Source organism: Rhizobium sp. BT03 (assembly GCF_030053155.1).
GTDB lineage: Bacteria > Pseudomonadota > Alphaproteobacteria > Rhizobiales > Rhizobiaceae > Rhizobium.
The window spans coordinates 3,345,683-3,364,040 of the sequence record NZ_CP125640.1 but is presented as its reverse complement, the minus strand read 5'-3'; the positions used below and the strand labels follow the sequence as shown (position 1 = coordinate 3,364,040).

The window sequence follows — 18,358 nt, the reverse complement described above, 5'->3', positions numbered from 1 at the left end:
CGCCGGGAGGAGCAAGGGCGCCGAATCTAGGCGATGACCCACTCCATCAGCGCATTTTGTGCGTGCAGCAGAAAGGCCTTGGCGGCGCGGCTCAGGCAGCGCGGATGCTCCATCGCCCCGGCCGTCACCTCCTGGCCGCGCGTCACCGGCGGGCACGGCAGGAAAATCGCATCTTCCGGTAAACGATCGAGCAGATCGGTATCGATCCGGTAGCCGGCAAGCGCCTGCGAGACGACGTCGCCCGGCCATGAATCGGTGATGACGACGTCGGCATCCGATAGCTCGCCCATATCGATGCTCGCGCGAAAGCGCTCGTTGAGCAGTGCGGCATCACTTATATGCCAGGGTTCGGGATAGACCTGCACCACCTCGATCGGCAACACGATCGACGCCTCGACCCAGGAGCGGAGGATATTTGCGTCCGCCGCCACCCCAACGACCTTCAACCCGTCGATCGAGCCGCGCCGGCTCTCGATATAGGCAAGATCGCCGAGCGTCTCGCAAGGATGGTTGGAGCGTGTGCGCGCGTTGATGACAGGCACCGGCGCGGCTGCCGCCACCGCCTTCAGCTTATTAAGCTCCTTCGTGCGGATCACCAGCATGTCGAACCAGTTGCCGAGATAACCCGCAAGATCGCCGGCCTCCTCTCGCGCATTGAAGCCGATCGGCACATGCACGCAGATACCGCCCATCGCCTGGACGCCGAGATCGAAGGCAGTCGTATTGCGCCAGCCACCGTCGTCGGCAATCAACGCGACGTGTTTGCCCATCAGGCCCTGCGGCATGGCGCGCTCATCCCAAGCTATGGCGAGCGCCCCGGCGCGAGCGATAATCGACCGAAGTCCGGCCTCCGGAATATCATGAAACGCCAGAAAATCCCGGGCCGAACGTTTCATCCAAAATCTCCACCGTGCACGAAACGCCGCCACAATAACCGGCATCGGCCTCACGGCAACCGCAAATCACATTCGCTACAGTGGTGGTGCCCCCGGGCAAAATTCCTCCAGGTCGTGCCCGCGATTCACGCCCGAAACCGATCGGCGACTACTTTTTATATCGCCGATCGCGAAGCATCGACCGAAGCACATCATTTCCCGTTTCTCCAATTGGAAGGGGATTTTCACCACAAAGGATTAGCGCCGAACACCATCCTTCACCCATTCAGAGTATTGATGAAGATCGGCGACGATATATGGTCGCGCTGCCGTGTCAAAACGTCGAATCCGCCCGAATTTCCATTCAGGAGGCGACTCTACACGACAAAAACTCTATAAAAAGCTGGACTAAACTGAGAAGATCCATGGGAGGGGTCATGGAACGACGACTGAGCGCTATTCTCGCTGCGGATGTCGTTGGCTATAGCCGACTGATGGGCATTGATGAGGCAGGCACGCTGCAGGCGCTGAACCGCCACCGCTGCGAACTGGTCGATATCAGGATTTCAGACTATAAGGGCCGTATCGTCAAACTCACCGGCGACGGCATCCTTGCCGAATTCCAGAGCGTGGTGAACGCCGTCGCCTGCGCCGCCGAAATCCAGCGCAGCATGGCCGCCCGCAACGAGAACGTGCCCAAGGACGAGCGCGTCGAATTCCGTATCGGCATCAATCTCGGCGATGTCGTGGTCGAGAACGGCGACATCTTCGGCGATGGCGTCAACCTTGCCGCCAGGCTCGAGCGTATCGCGCCCCCGGGCGGCATCGCCGTGTCGGCCTCGGTGCGCGACCAGGTCGGCGCGCGCCTCAATCTCGGCTTCGAATTCATCGGCGAGCATGTGCTGAAGAACATCCGGCAGCCGGTCCAGGTCTATACCGTCACCCTGGCGCCGCCCTCCTCGGCGAAGTTGGTCGCGCAGAACCGCAATACCTGCTTCATCGCGGTGCTGCCCTTCACCAATATGAGCGGCGATGCCGACCAGGACTATTTCTCCGACGGCATCACCGAAGACATCATCACCGATCTCTCCAAGATCTCCAGCCTGCACGTCGTGCCGCGCAATACGATCTTCACCTACAAGGGCATATCGGTGAAGGTGAAGCGGCTCGCCCAGGAACTCGGCGTGCGCTACGTGCTCGAGGGAAGCGTGCGCATCTTCGGCAATCGCGTGCGCATTTCCGGCCAGCTGATCGACACCGCCAATGGCGATCATCTCTGGGCCGAACGTTATGACCGCGACCTGACCGACATCTTCGCCATCCAGGACGAGATCACCCACGCGATCGTCGGCCAGTTGAAGGTGCGCCTGCTGCCGGAGGAAAAGAAGGCGATCGCCAACGAGCCGACCGCCAATGTCGAGGCCTATACCTATTATCTCCGCGGCCGCCAGCTCTCCCACACCTGGACCAAATCCTATCTCCAGCTCGCAAGGCGCATGTTCTGCAAGGCGGTCGAGCTCGACCCGGATTATGCCCGCGCCTATGCCGGCATCGCCGATTGCGACGCGGCGATCCGCGACTGGGCGCCTGACGACGTGCCGCTGCGGCGCATCCTCGACATGAGCGCCCGCGCGCTGGCACTTGACCCCGACCTTCCCGAGGCCCACGCCTCCCATGGTCTGGCCCTGCATCAAAGCGGCTTCGATGACAGGGCGGCGGCGGCCTTCGAACGTGCCCTGGCGCTCGACCCGAACCTGTTCGAGGCGAATTTCCATTATGCCCGGTTCTTCTTCATGCACGGCAACTTTGCCGAATCGGTTCAATATTTCACCCGCGCCGCCGCGATCCGCCCTGACGACTACGTCTCGCCGATCCACCTGATGTCCGCCTACCGTTCGCTCGGCCGTGTGTTGGATACCGAAAACTGGGCGCGTCTCGGCCTGCTGCGCGCCGAACGCGCGCTCAACCTCAATCCGGAAAATTCCGGCCCGGCCCACCGCGGCGCGCTGGCGCTTGCCCATATGGGCGATATCAAGAGGGCGCGCGACTGGGCCGCCCGCGCCATCGCCATCGATCCCGACGACATCGTCGCGCAGTATAATCTCGCCTGCGTCTATTCCGTCCTCGGCGACGTCGACCAGGCGATCGACCTCCTCGAGAGGCTGCTGCCGCACAGCTCCGTCTACCATATCAAATGGTTCAACAATGATTCCGATCTCGACAACATCCGCGACGATCCCCGCTTCCGGAGGCTGCTCACCGCCGCGATGATGCAGCGCGAACGGGTCGAAAGGACCGGGAGCTGAAATCGGCTTTCCCACGGCCGTTCACCAATCTTCAAAATCGCTGTGACAACCTCTCGTCGCCCCTGTAACGTCCTGTGAAAACAGGGGGACCATCCGTGCGCATCCTGCTCACCGAAGACAATATCGCGCTGGCCGACGGCCTGTCGGCGATCTTGCGCGGCACGGGCCATGCCGTCGATGTCGTCCATGATGGGGCGTCTGCCAATGCGGTCATCGCCGCGGAAAATTTCGATCTCGTCATTCTCGATCTCAACCTGCCCGAGATGGACGGGCTCGACGTGCTGCGCGCCATGCGCGCCCGGCAGAACCAGGCAGCCGTCCTCATCCTGACCGCGCGCGGCACGCCGGAAGAGCGGGTGAAGGGTCTCGATCTCGGCGCCGACGACTATCTGATCAAACCCTTCGACATATCAGAATTCGAGGCCCGCGTGCGCGTGCTGCTGCGGCGCCAGGCCGGCCTGCGCTCGGCGACCGTCAGTTTTGGCGGCATCTCCTTCGATCTCAATTCCCGCGCCTTTTCATCAGGCGCCACGCCGCTCGATATTCCCGCCCGCGAGCTTGGGCTGCTCGAAATTCTCTTCATGCGGGCCGGCAAGGTCGTCGCCAAAGAGGCGATCATCCAGTCGCTGACGGCCTTCGACGACGACATTTCTTCAAATGCCATCGAGCAATATGTCAGCCGCCTGAGGAAACGCCTCTCGCCGCACGGCCTGACGGTCAAGACCGCCCGCGGCATCGGCTATTATCTCGACAAGCTCCCCGAGGCCTCATGAAAGCCGCCTATTCCCTCAGGCGCCGGCTGCTCTTCTGGCTGCTCGTCTCCACGGCCGTCATCGGCACGCTGGCGCTTGCCGATACCTATCGCGAGGCGGTCCAGACCTCGAACATCGTCTCCGACCGCGTGCTCGCCGGCTCGGCACTGGCGATCGCCGAACGTGTCGTCGTCGCCGAAGACGGCACGCTGCAGGTCGATATCCCCTATGTCGCGCTCGAAATGCTGACCTCGGCCGCGCAGGACCGCGTCTTCTACCGCGTCGACGGTCCGCCGGGCAAATTCATCACCGGTTACCAGTCGCTGCCGGTTCTGAAGAAGACGCCCGCCAATGCCGCCGCCTTCGCCGACGACACCTTCCGCGGCGAGCCGATCCGCGTCGCCACACTCGAACGCTCCGCCTCGACAGGCATCCGCTCCGTGCCCTTCGTGGTGACGGTCGCCGAAACCACGATCGCCCGAAGGCAGCTGGCGCAGGCGATCCTCGTGCGCTCGGCCCTGCGCCTCGCCTTCATGATCGCGGGTGCCGCCGTCATCGTCTGGATCTCGGTCACCGTGGCACTGCGCCCGCTCCACAAGCTCGGCGACGCCATCGGCGAACGCAGCCCCGATGACCTGCATCCGATCGAACAGACCGTGCCGAGCGAGGTCGAGCCGCTGGTCGATACGGTGAACAGCTTCATGGTCCGCCTGCAATCGGCGCTCGATGCGCTGCGGCATTTCACCGGCAATGCCAGCCATCAGCTGCGCACACCGCTGGCGATCATCCGCACCCAGCTTGCGCTTTCCGCCCGCGCCGGCTCGCTTGAAGAGGCGCAGGCGGCGGCGCTGAAGGGCGATCAGGCCGTGGCGCATGCCGAGCGCATCCTTGCCCAACTTCTGCTGATGGCAAAGATCGATGCCGCCACCGCCAAGGAGGCGCTGACAGCCTCCGCCATCGATCTTGCGGCAATCGCCCAGGACATCACCGGCGAACAGATCCCGACGGCGGCCAGCGCCGGCATCGATCTCGGCTTCGAGGGCGAGAGCCCGGCGATGATCCGCGCCGAGCCGCTGCTGATCGGCGAAATGCTGCGCAACCTTGCCGGAAATGCCATCGCCTATGCCGGCAAGGGAGCCGAGGTCACCGTCCGCATCATCGCAGCCGCGGAGACGATCCGCCTCGAAGTCGAGGACAACGGCCCCGGCATTCCCCGCAATAAACTGGAGGCGGTGCGTGGGCGTTTTTCGCGCGGCAATCAGACAGAGGCGCAAGGCACCGGCCTTGGCCTGCCGATCGTCGAGGAAATCGCCAATCTTTTCAACGCCGACCTGACGCTGGAGCCGGGCCCGAACGGCAAGGGCCTGAAGGCGGTCGTCACCTTTGCCAAGGCGGCGTAAAAGCCGTCAGCCCTCCTTGCTTTCTTTCGCTGCATTGCACACACTGATTTCGGGAACAGCAAGCCGCACGACGATGCGAGCCGGATAAAAAGAGCAATATGTCGATCAAAGCCAGCATCTATCATCTGACGCACTATACCTACGACAAGCCGGTCCGCCTCGGCCCCCAGATCATCCGGCTGAAACCTGCCTCGCATTCGAAGACACGGGTGCTCAGCCACTCGCTGAAGGTCACGCCTTCAAACCACTTCGTCAACCTGCAGCAGGACCCTTACGGCAATTACCTCGCCCGCTACGTCTTCCCGGACCCGGTGACCGAATTCAAGATCGAGGTCGATCTCGTCGCCGACATGACGGTCTACAATCCCTTCGACTTCTTCGTCGAGGAAGAGGCGACCAAGTGGCCCTTCGGCTATCCGGAAACGATCCAGGAGGATCTGTCGATCTATATGACGCCGGAACCGGCCGGCCCGCGGCTGAAGGCGCTGCTGCCGACGCTCGACTGGTCGCCCGGCCAGGCGACGATCGATATGGTCGTCGGGTTGAATGCCCGCCTGCAGCGGCAGATCGGCTACGTCATCCGCATGGAAACCGGCGTGCAGACGCCGGAGGAGACGCTCGAAAGCGCCAAGGGCTCCTGCCGCGACACCAGCTGGCTGCTCGTCCAGATCCTTCGCCATCTCGGCCTTGCCGCCCGTTTCGTCTCCGGCTACCTCATCCAGCTGACGCCGGATCTGAAGGCGCTCGACGGCCCCTCCGGCACCGAAGTCGATTTCACCGACCTGCATGCCTGGGCCGAGGTCTATCTGCCGGGCGCCGGCTGGGTCGGCCTCGACCCCACTTCGGGCCTCCTGACCGGCGAAAGCCATATCCCGCTTGCCGCCACGCCGCATTATCGCAACGCCGCCCCGATCTCCGGCGGCTATTTCGGCGAGGCTGAAACCGAATTCGCCTTCGACATGAAGGTCTCGCGCGTCGCCGAGCACCCGCGCATCACCAAGCCCTTCTCCGATGAAAGCTGGGAGGAGCTTAATGAACTCGGCGAGAAGGTCGACCGCGTCCTCGAAGCCGAGGACGTGCATCTAACGATGGGCGGCGAGCCGACCTTCGTTTCGATCGACGATTTCCAGTCCGAGGAGTGGAACACCGCCGCGGTCGGCCCGACCAAGCGCGAAAAGGCCGACATCCTGATCCGCAAGCTGCAAGAACGCTTCGCCCCCGGCGGTTTCCTGCATTACGGCCAGGGCAAATGGTATCCGGGCGAAAGCCTGCCGCGCTGGACCTTCTCGCTCTACTGGCGCCGCGACGGCAAGCCGGTCTGGCAGAACCTCGATCTGGTCGCCGCCGAAGGCAAGGATACCGGCGTCACCGCCGAGGATGCCGAGAAGCTCCTGACGGCAATCGCTAAGGAACTGGCGATCAAGCCTGACATGGTGCAGCCGGCCTATGAAGATCCGGCCGACTGGATCATCAAGGAAGGCAACCTTCCCGAAAATGTCGATCCGGCGAATTCGAAGCTGAAGGATCCCGAGGAGCGCAACCGCATCGCCCGGGTCTTCGCCCGCGGCCTCACCGTCGCGACCGGTTACATCCTTCCAGTCCAGGCGTGGAACGCCAAGGCAGCCGAAAGCCGAGTCTGGGTCAGCGAGAAATGGCGCACCCGCCGCGGCAAGATCTTCCTCGTCCCGGGCGACAGTCCGATCGGTTACCGCCTGCCGCTCGGCACTCTGCCCTATGTTCCCCCAGCGCGTTATCCCTATATCCACCCGGCCGATCCGACGATCCCGCGCGAACCGCTGCCGGATGTCTTCGTACCGGCCGGCCGCGCCATGCCGGAAGCCTCTTTCCATGCCGACGAGAGCAATCGCGGCCGGATCGAACAGACGCTCGGCGAACTCCGCGGCGCCGTGCGCACCGCCATGTCGGTCGAGCCGCGCGACGGCAGGCTCTGCGTCTTCATGCCGCCGGTCGAGCGCATCGAGGACTATCTCGAGCTGATCGCAGCTGCGGAAAACGCCGCCGCCGAGCTCAAGCTTCCCGTTCATATCGAAGGCTACCCGCCGCCGCAGGACGAGCGCATCAACGTCATCCGCGTCGCCCCGGATCCCGGCGTCATCGAGGTCAACATTCATCCGGCCTCGAACTGGAAGGAATGCGTCGACATCACCACGGCGGTCTACGAAGAGGCGCGGGCCACCCGGCTCGGCGCCGACAAGTTCATGATCGACGGCCGTCATACCGGCACCGGCGGCGGCAACCATGTCGTCGTCGGCAGCGCCAATCCGAACAACAGCCCCTTCCTGCGCCGTCCCGATCTGTTGAAGAGCGTCGTCCTCCACTGGCAGCGCCACCCCTCGCTCTCCTATCTCTTCTCCGGCATGTTCATCGGCCCGACCAGCCAGGCGCCGCGCATCGACGAGGCCCGCCATGACAGCCTCTACGAACTGGAAATCGCCATGGCGCAGATCGCGGCTCCCGGCCGCGGTCAGCCGCCGCTGCCCTGGCTCGTCGACCGCCTGTTCCGCAACCTTTTGACCGACGTCACCGGCAACACCCACCGCGCCGAGATCTGCATCGACAAGCTGTTTTCGCCCGATGGCCCGACCGGCAGGCTCGGCCTCATCGAGTTCCGCGGCTTCGAGATGCCGCCGAACGCGCGCATGTCGCTTGCCCAGCAATTGCTGGTGCGGGCGCTGATCGCCCGTTTCTGGGTAAACCCCGTCGACGGCAAGTTCGTCCGCTGGGGCACGACCCTGCACGACCGCTTCATGCTGCCGCATTTCGTCTGGGCCGACTTCCTCGACGTGCTTGCCGACCTTCGCGAAAACGGCTTCGACCTCAGCCCGGAATGGTTCAAGGCCCAGCTCGAATTCCGCTTTCCCTTCTGCGGCGAAGTCGAATACGAGGGCTCGAAACTGGAACTGCGCCAGGCGCTGGAGCCTTGGCATGTCATGGGCGAGGAAGGTGCGGTCGGCGGCACCGTGCGCTACGTCGACAGTTCCGTCGAGCGCCTTCAGGTGCGGTTCGAAACCAGCAATACGGCGCGCTACACCGTGACCTGCAACGGCCGCATCCTGCCGCTGACGCCGACCGGCACGTCGGGCGTCTCGGTCGCCGGCGTCCGCTACAAGGCATGGCAGCCGGCCTCCGGCCTGCATCCCGTCCTGCCGGTCAACACACCTTTGACTTTTGACATTTATGATACATGGTCGAAGCGTTCGATCGGCGGCTGCATCTATCATGTTGCCCATCCGGGCGGCCGGACCTATGACACCTTCCCGGTCAACGGCAACGAGGCGGAAGCAAGGCGGCTCGCCCGCTTCGAGCCGTGGGGGCATACGGCGGGCGGCTATATCCCGCGCGCCGAGACGGGTTCGCTGGAATTCCCGCTGACGCTGGATCTGAGGCGGCCTGCTGGAATTTGAGGCCGGGGGTGAGGGGTAGCTTGGGTTTTGATGGGTAAGAGGCCGGCAGTAGAGCGCAGGGAAGAGACCGTGGACCGCACCGGCAAACGTGCGGCCTTCGACTATGCGCCGCTTCCCGGCACCGCCGACGAGATGGTTGACAACAAGGGCAGGGTCCGCCCGGTCTGGCAGCATTTTCTCTCGCATCTGAGCGCCATGCCGGAAAAGGATCTTGCCGAGCGTTTTGCCCGCGCCGACCGCTATCTCCGGGATGCCGGCGTCTTCTACCGGGCCTATGGCAGCAAGGGCACCGGCGAACGCGCCTGGCCGATCTCGCATATCCCGGTGCTGATCGACGAACGCGAATGGCAGACGCTGTCGGCGGGCCTCGTCCAGCGCGCCGACCTGCTGGAAGCGATCGTCGCCGATATCTACGGCGACAACCGGCTGGTGGCGGAAGGCGTGCTGCCGCCGGCGCTGATGGCCGCCAATCCCGAATTCCAGCGCCCGCTCGCCGGCATCCGGCCGGCCTCCGGCCATTATCTGCATTTCTGCGCCTTCGAGATCGGCCGCGGGCCTGACGGCAACTGGTGGGTGCTGGCCGACCGGACGCAGGCGCCCTCAGGCGCCGGTTTTGCACTGGAAAGCCGCGTCGCGACCACCCGGGCCTTTTCGGATATCTATGCCGAAACCCCGGTCCACCGCCTCGCCTCGTTCTTCGGCGGCTTCCGCGATGCGCTGCAGGGCATGAAACATTCGGGCGACGACCGCATCGCCGTGTTGACCCCGGGCCCGGCCAACGAGACCTATTACGAACACGCCTATATCGCCCGCTATCTCGGCTTCATGCTGCTCGAGGGCGAGGATCTGACGGTCGTCAGGGGCCGCGTCATGGTGCGTACCGTTGCCGGCCTGAAGCCGATCGGCGTGCTCTGGCGCCGTCTCGATTCGGCCTTTGCCGACCCGCTGGAGCTGAACCAGAATTCGCATATCGGCACACCCGGCCTCGTCGAAGCGCTGCGCGCCGAAAGCGTCACCATCGTCAATGCGCTCGGCACCGGCGTTCTCGAAACCCGGGCGCTGCTGGCCTTCATGCCGACCATCTGTCGCCGTCTGCTGGGGCAGGATCTGCAGCTGCCTTCGATCGCCACCTGGTGGTGCGGCCAGGAGGAAGAGCGCGAGCACGTCGCCAAGAATATCGAGAAGATGGTGATCGGCCCGGCCTATTCCCGCGCGCCCTTCTTCGACGACGACGGCGAATCCGTGCTCGGCTCGTCGCTGCGGGCGACCGCCAGGGATTCCATCACCGACTGGCTGAGTTCGGATGGCCCGAAACTTGTGGGACAGGAGGTCGTCACACTCTCGACGACGCCGGCCTGGGTGGACGGCAAGCTGGTGCCGCGGCCGATGTCGCTGCGCGTCTTTGCCGCCCGCACGGCGAACGGCTGGCAGATCATGCCCGGCGGTTTTGCCCGCATCGGCTCCGGCGCCGATGTCGCGGCGATCGCCATGCAGTCGGGCGGCGCCGCCGCCGACGTCTGGATCGTCAGCGACAAGCCGGTCGAGCGCCACACGCTGCTGCCGGCCGAGGGCAGCTTCACCCGCAACATGCCGGGCAGCCTGCCGAGCCGGGCGGCCGACAATCTGTTCTGGCTCGGCCGCTATATCGAGCGCGCCGAAGGGGCGCTGCGCATCCTGCGCGCCTGGCATGCGCGTTACGCCGAAGCCGCCGATCCGAGCCAGCCGCTGCTTGCCGACGTCTCCGCCTATCTCGCCGCCGTCGATATCGACACCGCCGAACCCGTGCCGGAAACGCTGTTGCGCAACATCGACAGCGCCGTTTATTCGGCGAGCAATATCCGCGACCGCTTCTCGCCGGACGGCTGGCTGGCGCTCAACGATCTCGCCAAGACCGCCCGCCGCTTCCATGTCACCGTCGCCGCCGGCGACGACGCCAGCCACGCGATGACGATCCTGCTGCGCAAGCTTGCGGGCTTTGCCGGCCTCGTGCACGAGAACATGTACCGTTTCATGGGCTGGCGCTTCCTCTCGCTCGGCCGCTATATCGAGCGCGGCCTGCACATGACGCGGCTGCTCGGCCACATGTCCGGCTCGGAGGCGCCCGACGGCGCGCTCGACATGCTGCTCGAGATCGGCGACAGCGTCATGACCCACCGCCGCCGCTACAACGTCAACACGGCGCGGCTGACCGTCACCGACCTGCTGGCGCTCGATCCCCTCAACCCGCGTTCGGTGCTCTTCCAGGTGAACGAGATCCACCACGAGGTCGAGCAGCTGCCGAACGCCCTGATCAACGGCCAGATGTCGCCCTTCTACCGCGAGGCGATGCGGCTCCACTCGGGCCTCGCGGTGATGACGCCGGAGGGCATGGGGGCAGAGGTCTATCAGCGGCTCGAACGCGAATTGGAGCAGCTTTCCGATCTGCTCGCCCAGACCTATCTCGGGTGACGGCGATGCTTTACGATCTTTCGTTGCGCATGGGTTACAGCTACGACGTTCCCGCCTCCGGCGCCCGCCACATCATGCGCCTGATGCCGCTGTCGCTGACCAATCGGCAGCGCCTGGTCGCCGGCTCGATCACCGTTTCGCCGACGCCGGACGAGCAGTCGCATTTCGTCGATTTCTTCGATCATCCAGCCACCGCCTTCATGCTGCGCGCGCCGCATGAGACGCTCGACATTCGCATGCAGGCCCGCGTGCAGGTGGAAAGCCAGCCGATCGCCGCCGATTTCTCGCCGCTGCTGGCCGACCTGCCGGAGGAAATATCCGGCATCTGGTCGCTGGCGCCGGATTCACCGCACCATTTCCTCGGCGACAGCCCGCGCCTGACCCAGGCGCGAGAGATCAGCGACTATGCGCGAAGCTGCGCCACGCCTGATCTGACGGCAATGCAGATCGCCTATGCGCTCTGTGCCCGCATCCACAAGGATTTCAGCTACGACGCCGACGCGACGACGGTGGACACGACGCCGCTCGAAGCCTTCAGGCTGAAGCGCGGCGTCTGCCAGGATTTCACCCACATCATGATTCTGGCGCTCAGAAGCCTCGGCATTCCGGCCGGTTACGTCTCGGGTTTCCTGCGCACCATCCCGCCACCCGGCAAGGAACGCCTCGAAGGGGCGGATGCCATGCATGCCTGGGTCAGGATCTGGTGCGGCGAGACCATCGGCTGGATCGAACTCGACCCGACCAACGACATATCAGCCGGCACCGATCACATCGTCGTCGCCTATGGCCGCGACTATTCCGACGTCGTCCCGGTCATCGGCGTGTTGAAGAGCTATGGCGGCCAGCGCGCCGTCCAGGCGGTCGACGTGATCCCGCTGAAATAATCCCAAAACTGGAAAAATCCGCCGATTCGTTAAAATTCTATTGACGCTGTAAGGCAGGCGTAAAGAAGCATCGTGCGTAATGTCACCCACAGGGTCTATTTCGGGTGAACATGATGAGCACCTCCTCTTTGTACCCCTGCCTGCGTCGCATGTTGAGCGATCGAGGCGGGAATTTCGGCATTATGACGGCGATTATGGCGCCCGTCCTTCTCGGCGCCGCCGGCTTGGCGATCGACTATTCGAATATGGCGCTGTCGCAGCGCCAACTCCAGGAAGCAACGGATTCTGCAGCACTCGCGGCGGCGACCGCACTTGCGAGCGGCAAGGTCGCCGACGAGGGGGCCGCAGAGACCTTGGCGAAGGATTTTGTCGTCGGACAGATGGCAAATTATGTCAGCGCGGCATCAGGCAGCGCGATCAGGAACGCCACCAATGTGGACATCACCACATCCACCTCCTCGACCAGCAAGAGCTACAGCGTCACGGTCGCGACCTCATACCGCCTTGGCCTGACACCATTCATGAATCTTTTAGGCCACTCGACGATTGACATCGCCACAACCAGTTCGACCACGAGCGGCACCAGCCAAACAAGGAGCGCACTGTCGATGGAGCTCGTCCTCGACCAGTCGGGGTCCATGGGCTACGATACCAATACATGCGCCCAATACAGAAAGAATGGCACGACCTGCAAAACCTACGTCATCAAGATCGACGCCCTGAAACAGGCATCGGCGTCACTCTTCGATGCGCTCGACAAGGCCGATCCGCAGCATACCCTCGTACGCACAGGCGTCATCTCTTACAGTAACGGACTATTGCGTGATTGGACCAACAAGGTCACCAGCGTTAGCGCAATTGACTGGGGAACAACCAAATCTCGCGACTACGTGACAACGCTCTTACCAGACGGCGGCACAGACGCCACCGAACCGATGCAGCTGGCTGACGACACGATCAGAAAGAACGCGAACAACACCGACGCTGAAAGCGTCGCACATCAGAAAAAGGGCAACTCCAAGGTCGACAGGTTCATTATACTCATGACCGATGGCGAAATGACCGGCAACAGCGACACTTGGAACCAGCAAAAGGATCAAAACGTTCGCGACAAATGCGATGCCGCGAAGAGCGATGGAATCATCCTCTTCACAGTTGCCTTCATGGCGCCAGACAAGGGCAAGAGCCTTCTGCAGTACTGCGCCTCGCCGGGCGGTAACTACTATGAAGCTGAAACCATGGAGAAATTGGTGGCCGACTTCGAAAGCATTGCTCAAACGGCAACCAAGGCCGCGACGTTGCTGACCAACTGAAATCCCACGATAAGATGTCCAACGGAAAGCCGCGCCGGAACAAACCGGCGCGGTTTTTCGTTATCGCTACCCATCCATCTGATCGGGAAAAGCGTTTGAAATCAATCCCCTCGCGTCCTGTGAATATGAAGGTTTCGCAAATTTTTCGTTTGTCCAAATCCCTTGTTGCAAGTGCTTCCTAACGATGCATAAACTGGGGGCAACGCAAGCGACAAATCGATTAGATCAGGCATAACACCCTGAAACCAAATTAAAATTGGCGAGATCTGACAATGAACACCGTTTCCAAGCCGGTTATCCCTTCCCCCGCCCCGCGCAGCTCGAAGCCGGAAATTCTCGCCGAAGAAATCATCGAACGCCTGACCTACCGCATCGGCAAGGACGCCAAGGTGGCAAAGCCGCATGACTGGCTGACGGCGACGATCCTGGTGGTGCGCGACCGCATCATCGACAAGTGGATGGCCTCCACCCGCGAGGTTTATGCGACCGGCGCCAAGCGCGTCTATTATCTGTCTCTCGAATTCCTGATCGGCCGCCTGATGCGCGATGCGGTCTCGAATCTCGGCCTGATGGAAGAGGTGCGCGATGCGCTTTCCTCGCTCGGCGTCGACGTCAACGTCATTGCCGGCCTGGAGCCCGATGCCGCCCTCGGCAATGGCGGCCTCGGGCGTCTCGCCGCCTGTTTCATGGAGAGCATGGCAACGGTCGATGTACCCGCCTATGGCTACGGCATCCGCTATGTGCACGGCCTCTTCCGCCAGCAGCTGGCCGATGGCTGGCAGGTGGAGCTGCCGGAGAACTGGCTCGCCCATGGCAATCCCTGGGAGTTCGAGCGCCGCGAGAGCGCCTATGAAATCGGCTTCGGCGGCGCCGTCGAATTCATCACCACGCATGACGACCAGCCGCGCTACGTCTGGAAGCCGGCCGAGCGCGTCATCGCCGCCGCCTTCGACACGCCGGCCGTCGGCTGGCGCGGCAAGCGCGTCAACACGCTGCGCCTCTGGTCGGCGCAGCCGATCGATCCGATCCTGCTCGATGCCTTCAATGCCGGCGACCACATCGGGGCGCTGCGCGAAAGCAACAAGGCCGAAAGCCTGACCCGGGTTCTCTATCCGGCCGACGCCACGCCGGCCGGCCAGGAACTGCGCCTGCGCCAGGAGTTCTTCTTCTCGTCCGCTTCGTTGCAGGACATCCTGCGCCGCCATCTGCAGCAATATGACGATTTCACCTCGCTGCCGGATAAGGTGGCGATCCAGCTGAACGACACCCATCCCGCCGTCTCGGTGGCCGAACTCGTGCGCCTGCTCTGCGACGTCCACGGGATGGATTTCGACCAGGCCTGGGAAATCACCCGCCATACCTTCTCCTACACCAACCACACGCTTCTGCCGGAAGCGCTGGAAAGCTGGGCGGTGCCGTTGTTCGAGCGTCTGCTGCCGCGCCACATGCAGATCATCTATGCGATCAACGCCAAGATCCTGCTCGACGCGCGCAAGGGCAAAAATTTCTCCGACGGGGAAATCCGCTCGATCTCGCTGATCGATGAAAGCGGCGACCGCCGCGTGCGCATGGGCAACCTTGCCTTCGTCGGCTCGCATTCGATCAACGGCGTCTCGGCCCTGCACACCGACCTGATGAAGGTCACGGTCTTTGCCGACTTGCACAAGCTCTATCCCGATCGCATCAACAACAAGACCAACGGCATCACGCCGCGCCGCTGGCTGCAGCAGTGCAATCCCGGCCTCACCGGCCTGATCCGCGAGGCGATCGGCGACGAATTCCTCGACGACGCCGAGAAGCTGCGCCCGCTCGAGGCGCACGCTTCCGACCCGACCTTCCAGCAGAAGTTCGCAGCCGTGAAGCGCGCCAACAAGGTGGCGCTTTCCAACCTCGTCGCCAGCCGCATGGGTGTGAAGCTCGATCCGTCGGCGATGTTCGACATCCAGATCAAGCGCATCCACGAATACAAGCGCCAGCTTCTGAACATCATCGAGGCCGTCGCGCTCTACGACCAGATCCGCTCGCATCCCGAGCTCGACTGGGTGCCGCGCGTAAAACTCTTCGCCGGCAAGGCGGCGCCGAGTTATTACAACGCCAAGCTGATCATCAAGCTGATCAACGACGTCGCCCGCACGATCAACAACGACCCGTCGGTGCGCGGCCTGCTGAAGGTCGTCTTCGTGCCGAATTACAATGTCTCGCTCGCCGAAGTCATGGTCCCGGCCGCCGACCTTTCCGAACAGATCTCGACCGCCGGCATGGAAGCATCCGGCACCGGCAATATGAAGTTCGGCCTCAACGGCGCGCTGACCATCGGCACGCTCGACGGCGCCAATGTCGAGATGCGCGACAATGTCGGTGAAGACAATATCGTCATCTTCGGCCTCACGGCCGACGAGGTCTCGAAGGTCCGCAGCGACGGCCACAATCCGCGCGCCATCATCGAGGGGTCGCGCGAACTCGCCCAGGCGCTCTCAGCCATCGGCTCCGGCGTCTTTTCGCCCGACGACCGCAACCGCTACACCTCGCTGATCGACGGCATCTATTCGCACGACTGGTTCATGGTCGCGGCCGATTTCGACGCCTACGCCCAGGCCCAGCGCGAAGTCGACCAGATCTGGACGAACCAGTCCGCCTGGTACACCAAGACGATCAACAACACGGCGCGGATGGGCTGGTTCTCGTCCGACCGTACGATCAGGCAATATGCAGACGAAATCTGGAGAGCCGGATGAAAACGCCGAAAAACGTCCCTGAAGTAAAGCTTTCCTGGGAAATTTCGGCAGATGAAATCGCGGCGATCCTTGCCGGCTCGCATTCCAATCCCTTTGCCGTCCTAGGGGTGCACCAGGCAGGCGACGCCTTCGTCGCCAGGTGTTTCATCCCGGGTGCTGAGGAAGTGACCGCCATGGCGCTCGACGGCAGCGCCGTCGGCGAACTGAAACAGCTCCATGCCGACGGTTTCTTCGCCGGCCCGGTTTCCCTCACCAAGCTCCAGCCGGTGCGCTACCGCGCCCGGCGCGGCGATGCCGAATGGGCCGTCACCGATCCTTACAGTTTCGGTCCGGTGCTCGGGCCGATGGACGATTATTTCGCCCGCCAGGGCTCGCATCTGCGCCTGTTCGACAAGATGGGCGCCCACCTCATCAAGCATGATGGCGCCCAGGGCATACATTTCGCCGTCTGGGCCCCGAATGCGCAGCGCGTTTCCGTCGTCGGCGACTTCAACAATTGGGACGGCCGCCGCCACGTCATGCGCTTCCGCTCCGATAGCGGCATCTGGGAGATCTTTGCCCCTGACGTCCCGATCGGCGTTGCCTACAAATTCGAAATCCGCGGCCAGGACGGCGTGCTGCTGCCCCTGAAGGCCGATCCCTTCGCCCGCCGCAGCGAACTCCGGCCGAAGACCGCCTCGATCACCGCCGCCGATCTGGAGCAGGAGTGGGAAGACGAAGCCCATCTGAAGCACTGGCGCGAGACGGACAAGCGCCGCCAGCCGATCTCGATCTACGAGGTGCATGCCGCCTCCTGGCGGCGCCGGGACGATGGCACGATGCTGTCCTGGGACGAGCTCGCCTCCAGCCTCATCCCCTATTGCGCCGACATGGGCTTCACCCATATCGAATTCCTGCCGATCACCGAGCATCCCTATGACCCCTCCTGGGGTTACCAGACGACGGGCCTCTACGCACCGACCGCCCGTTTCGGCGAGCCGGAGGGTTTCGCCCGTTTCGTCAACGGCTGCCACAAGGTCGGCATCGGCGTCATCCTCGACTGGGTGCCGGCGCATTTCCCGACCGACGAGCACGGCCTCGGCTGGTTCGACGGCACGGCGCTCTACGAGCACGAAGACCCGCGCAAGGGCTTCCACCCGGACTGGAGCACGGCGATCTACAATTTCGGCCGCACCGAGGTCGTTTCCTATCTCGTCAACAACGCGCTCTACTGGGCCGAGAAATTCCATCTCGACGGTCTGCGCGTCGATGCCGTCGCCTCGATGCTCTACCTCGACTATTCCCGCAAACACGGCGAATGGATTCCGAACGAATATGGCGGCAACGAGAACCTCGAAGCGGTCCGTTTCCTGCAGGATCTCAACACCCGCATCTACGGCAATCATTCCAACGTCATGACGATCGCCGAGGAATCGACCTCCTGGCCGAAAGTCTCCCAGCCCGTGCATGAAGGCGGCCTCGGCTTTGGCTTCAAGTGGAACATGGGCTTCATGCACGACACGCTGAGCTATATGAGCCGCGATCCGATACACCGCAGGCACCATCACAACGAGCTCACCTTCGGCCTGCTCTACGCCTATTCCGAAAATTTCGTCCTGCCGCTCTCGCATGACGAGGTCGTCCACGGCAAAGGCTCGCTGATCGCCAAGATGCCGGGCGACGACTGGCAGAAATTCGCCAATCTGCGCGCCTACTACGCCTATATGTGGGGCTATCCCGGCAAGAAGCTGTTGTTCATGGGCCAGGAATTCGCCCAGTGGAGCGAGTGGAGCGAGGCGAAATCGCTCGACTGGAACCTGCTGCAATACCGCATGCACGAGGGCATGCGGCGCCTGGTGCGCGACCTCAACTTCACCTATCGCAGCAAGCCGGCGCTGCATGAGCGTGACTGCGAGGGCGAAGGTTTCGAATGGCTGGTCGCCGACGACCACCAGAATTCCGTCTTTGCGTGGCTGCGCAAGGCGCCGGGCCAGAAGCCGGTCGCCGTCATCACCAATTTCACCCCCGTCTACCGCGAGAACTACACGATCCGCCTGCCGTCCGCAGGCCGCTGGCGGGAAATCCTCAACACCGATGCCGACATCTACGGCGGCAGCGGCAAGGGCAATGGCGGGCGCGTGCAGGCCGTCGATGCCGGCGGTGACATCACCTGCTCGATCACCTTGCCGCCCTTGGCGACAATCATGCTTGAACCTGAAAATTAGTACTGGTGGGAGGAGA

The 18,358-nt window shown here is 63.2% G+C and carries 10 protein-coding genes; 9 read left to right on the top strand and 1 reads right to left on the bottom strand.

Going from position 1 to position 18,358, the window contains the following annotated elements:
- Window positions 1–26: 26 nt before the first annotated feature.
- Window positions 27–896: an ornithine carbamoyltransferase gene (locus tag QMO80_RS16415; RefSeq protein WP_283197493.1), complete on the bottom strand. Its 870-nt coding sequence runs from the start codon at window positions 894–896 to the stop codon at window positions 27–29.
- Between the two features lie 416 nt (window positions 897–1,312).
- Between QMO80_RS16415 and QMO80_RS16410 the strand changes: the two genes are divergently transcribed.
- From QMO80_RS16410 to glgB, 9 genes are all read left to right on the top strand, one after another.
- Window positions 1,313–3,181 carry an adenylate/guanylate cyclase domain-containing protein gene (locus QMO80_RS16410; RefSeq protein ID WP_283197492.1) on the top strand — a complete coding sequence of 623 codons (1,869 nt, stop codon included), beginning with the start codon at window positions 1,313–1,315 and terminating at the stop codon, window positions 3,179–3,181.
- A 95-nt stretch (window positions 3,182–3,276) separates the two neighbouring features.
- Window positions 3,277–3,954 carry a response regulator transcription factor gene (locus tag QMO80_RS16405; RefSeq protein ID WP_184694782.1) on the top strand — a complete coding sequence of 226 codons (678 nt, stop codon included), beginning with the start codon at window positions 3,277–3,279 and terminating at the stop codon, window positions 3,952–3,954.
- Window positions 3,951–5,333, top strand: a complete 1,383-nt coding sequence (locus QMO80_RS16400; protein WP_283197491.1) for a sensor histidine kinase — start codon at window positions 3,951–3,953, stop codon at window positions 5,331–5,333. Before QMO80_RS16405 ends, QMO80_RS16400 begins: the two co-directional genes overlap by 4 nt.
- A 98-nt stretch (window positions 5,334–5,431) precedes the next feature.
- Window positions 5,432–8,758, top strand: coding sequence for a DUF2126 domain-containing protein (locus tag QMO80_RS16395; RefSeq protein ID WP_283197490.1), 3,327 nt, complete (start codon window positions 5,432–5,434; stop codon window positions 8,756–8,758).
- 30 nt (window positions 8,759–8,788) lie between these two features.
- Complete coding sequence (locus QMO80_RS16390) at window positions 8,789–11,206, top strand: circularly permuted type 2 ATP-grasp protein (RefSeq protein ID WP_283197489.1); 2,418 nt, start codon at window positions 8,789–8,791, stop codon at window positions 11,204–11,206.
- A 5-nt stretch (window positions 11,207–11,211) separates the two neighbouring features.
- On the top strand, window positions 11,212–12,090 hold the full coding sequence (locus QMO80_RS16385; protein ID WP_283197488.1) for a transglutaminase family protein: 879 nt from the start codon (window positions 11,212–11,214) through the stop codon (window positions 12,088–12,090).
- Between the two features lie 110 nt (window positions 12,091–12,200).
- The gene (locus QMO80_RS16380; protein WP_283197487.1) at window positions 12,201–13,403 is read left to right on the top strand and encodes a pilus assembly protein; all 1,203 of its coding nucleotides are present in this window, start codon (window positions 12,201–12,203) and stop codon (window positions 13,401–13,403) included.
- 272 nt (window positions 13,404–13,675) lie between these two features.
- The gene (locus QMO80_RS16375; RefSeq protein WP_283197486.1) at window positions 13,676–16,138 is read left to right on the top strand and encodes a glycogen/starch/alpha-glucan phosphorylase; all 2,463 of its coding nucleotides are present in this window, start codon (window positions 13,676–13,678) and stop codon (window positions 16,136–16,138) included.
- Window positions 16,135–18,342 carry a 1,4-alpha-glucan branching protein GlgB gene (gene glgB / locus QMO80_RS16370; RefSeq protein ID WP_049734728.1) on the top strand — a complete coding sequence of 736 codons (2,208 nt, stop codon included), beginning with the start codon at window positions 16,135–16,137 and terminating at the stop codon, window positions 18,340–18,342. Before QMO80_RS16375 ends, glgB begins: the two co-directional genes overlap by 4 nt.
- Window positions 18,343–18,358 lie beyond the last annotated feature (16 nt).

Bases quoted from the DNA above. Each gene is read 5' to 3' on its own strand.
- QMO80_RS16385 (WP_283197488.1), top strand. From the start codon at position 11,212: ATGCTTTACGATCTTTCGTTGCGCATGGGTTACAGCTACGACGTTCCC.
- QMO80_RS16380 (WP_283197487.1), top strand. From the start codon at position 12,201: ATGATGAGCACCTCCTCTTTGTACCCCTGCCTGCGTCGCATGTTGAGC.
- QMO80_RS16375 (WP_283197486.1), top strand. From the start codon at position 13,676: ATGAACACCGTTTCCAAGCCGGTTATCCCTTCCCCCGCCCCGCGCAGC.
- QMO80_RS16415 (WP_283197493.1), bottom strand. From the start codon at position 896: ATGAAACGTTCGGCCCGGGATTTTCTGGCGTTTCATGATATTCCGGAG.
- QMO80_RS16410 (WP_283197492.1), top strand. From the start codon at position 1,313: ATGGAACGACGACTGAGCGCTATTCTCGCTGCGGATGTCGTTGGCTAT.
- QMO80_RS16390 (WP_283197489.1), top strand. From the start codon at position 8,789: ATGGGTAAGAGGCCGGCAGTAGAGCGCAGGGAAGAGACCGTGGACCGC.
- QMO80_RS16395 (WP_283197490.1), top strand. From the start codon at position 5,432: ATGTCGATCAAAGCCAGCATCTATCATCTGACGCACTATACCTACGAC.
- QMO80_RS16400 (WP_283197491.1), top strand. From the start codon at position 3,951: ATGAAAGCCGCCTATTCCCTCAGGCGCCGGCTGCTCTTCTGGCTGCTC.
- glgB (WP_049734728.1), top strand. From the start codon at position 16,135: ATGAAAACGCCGAAAAACGTCCCTGAAGTAAAGCTTTCCTGGGAAATT.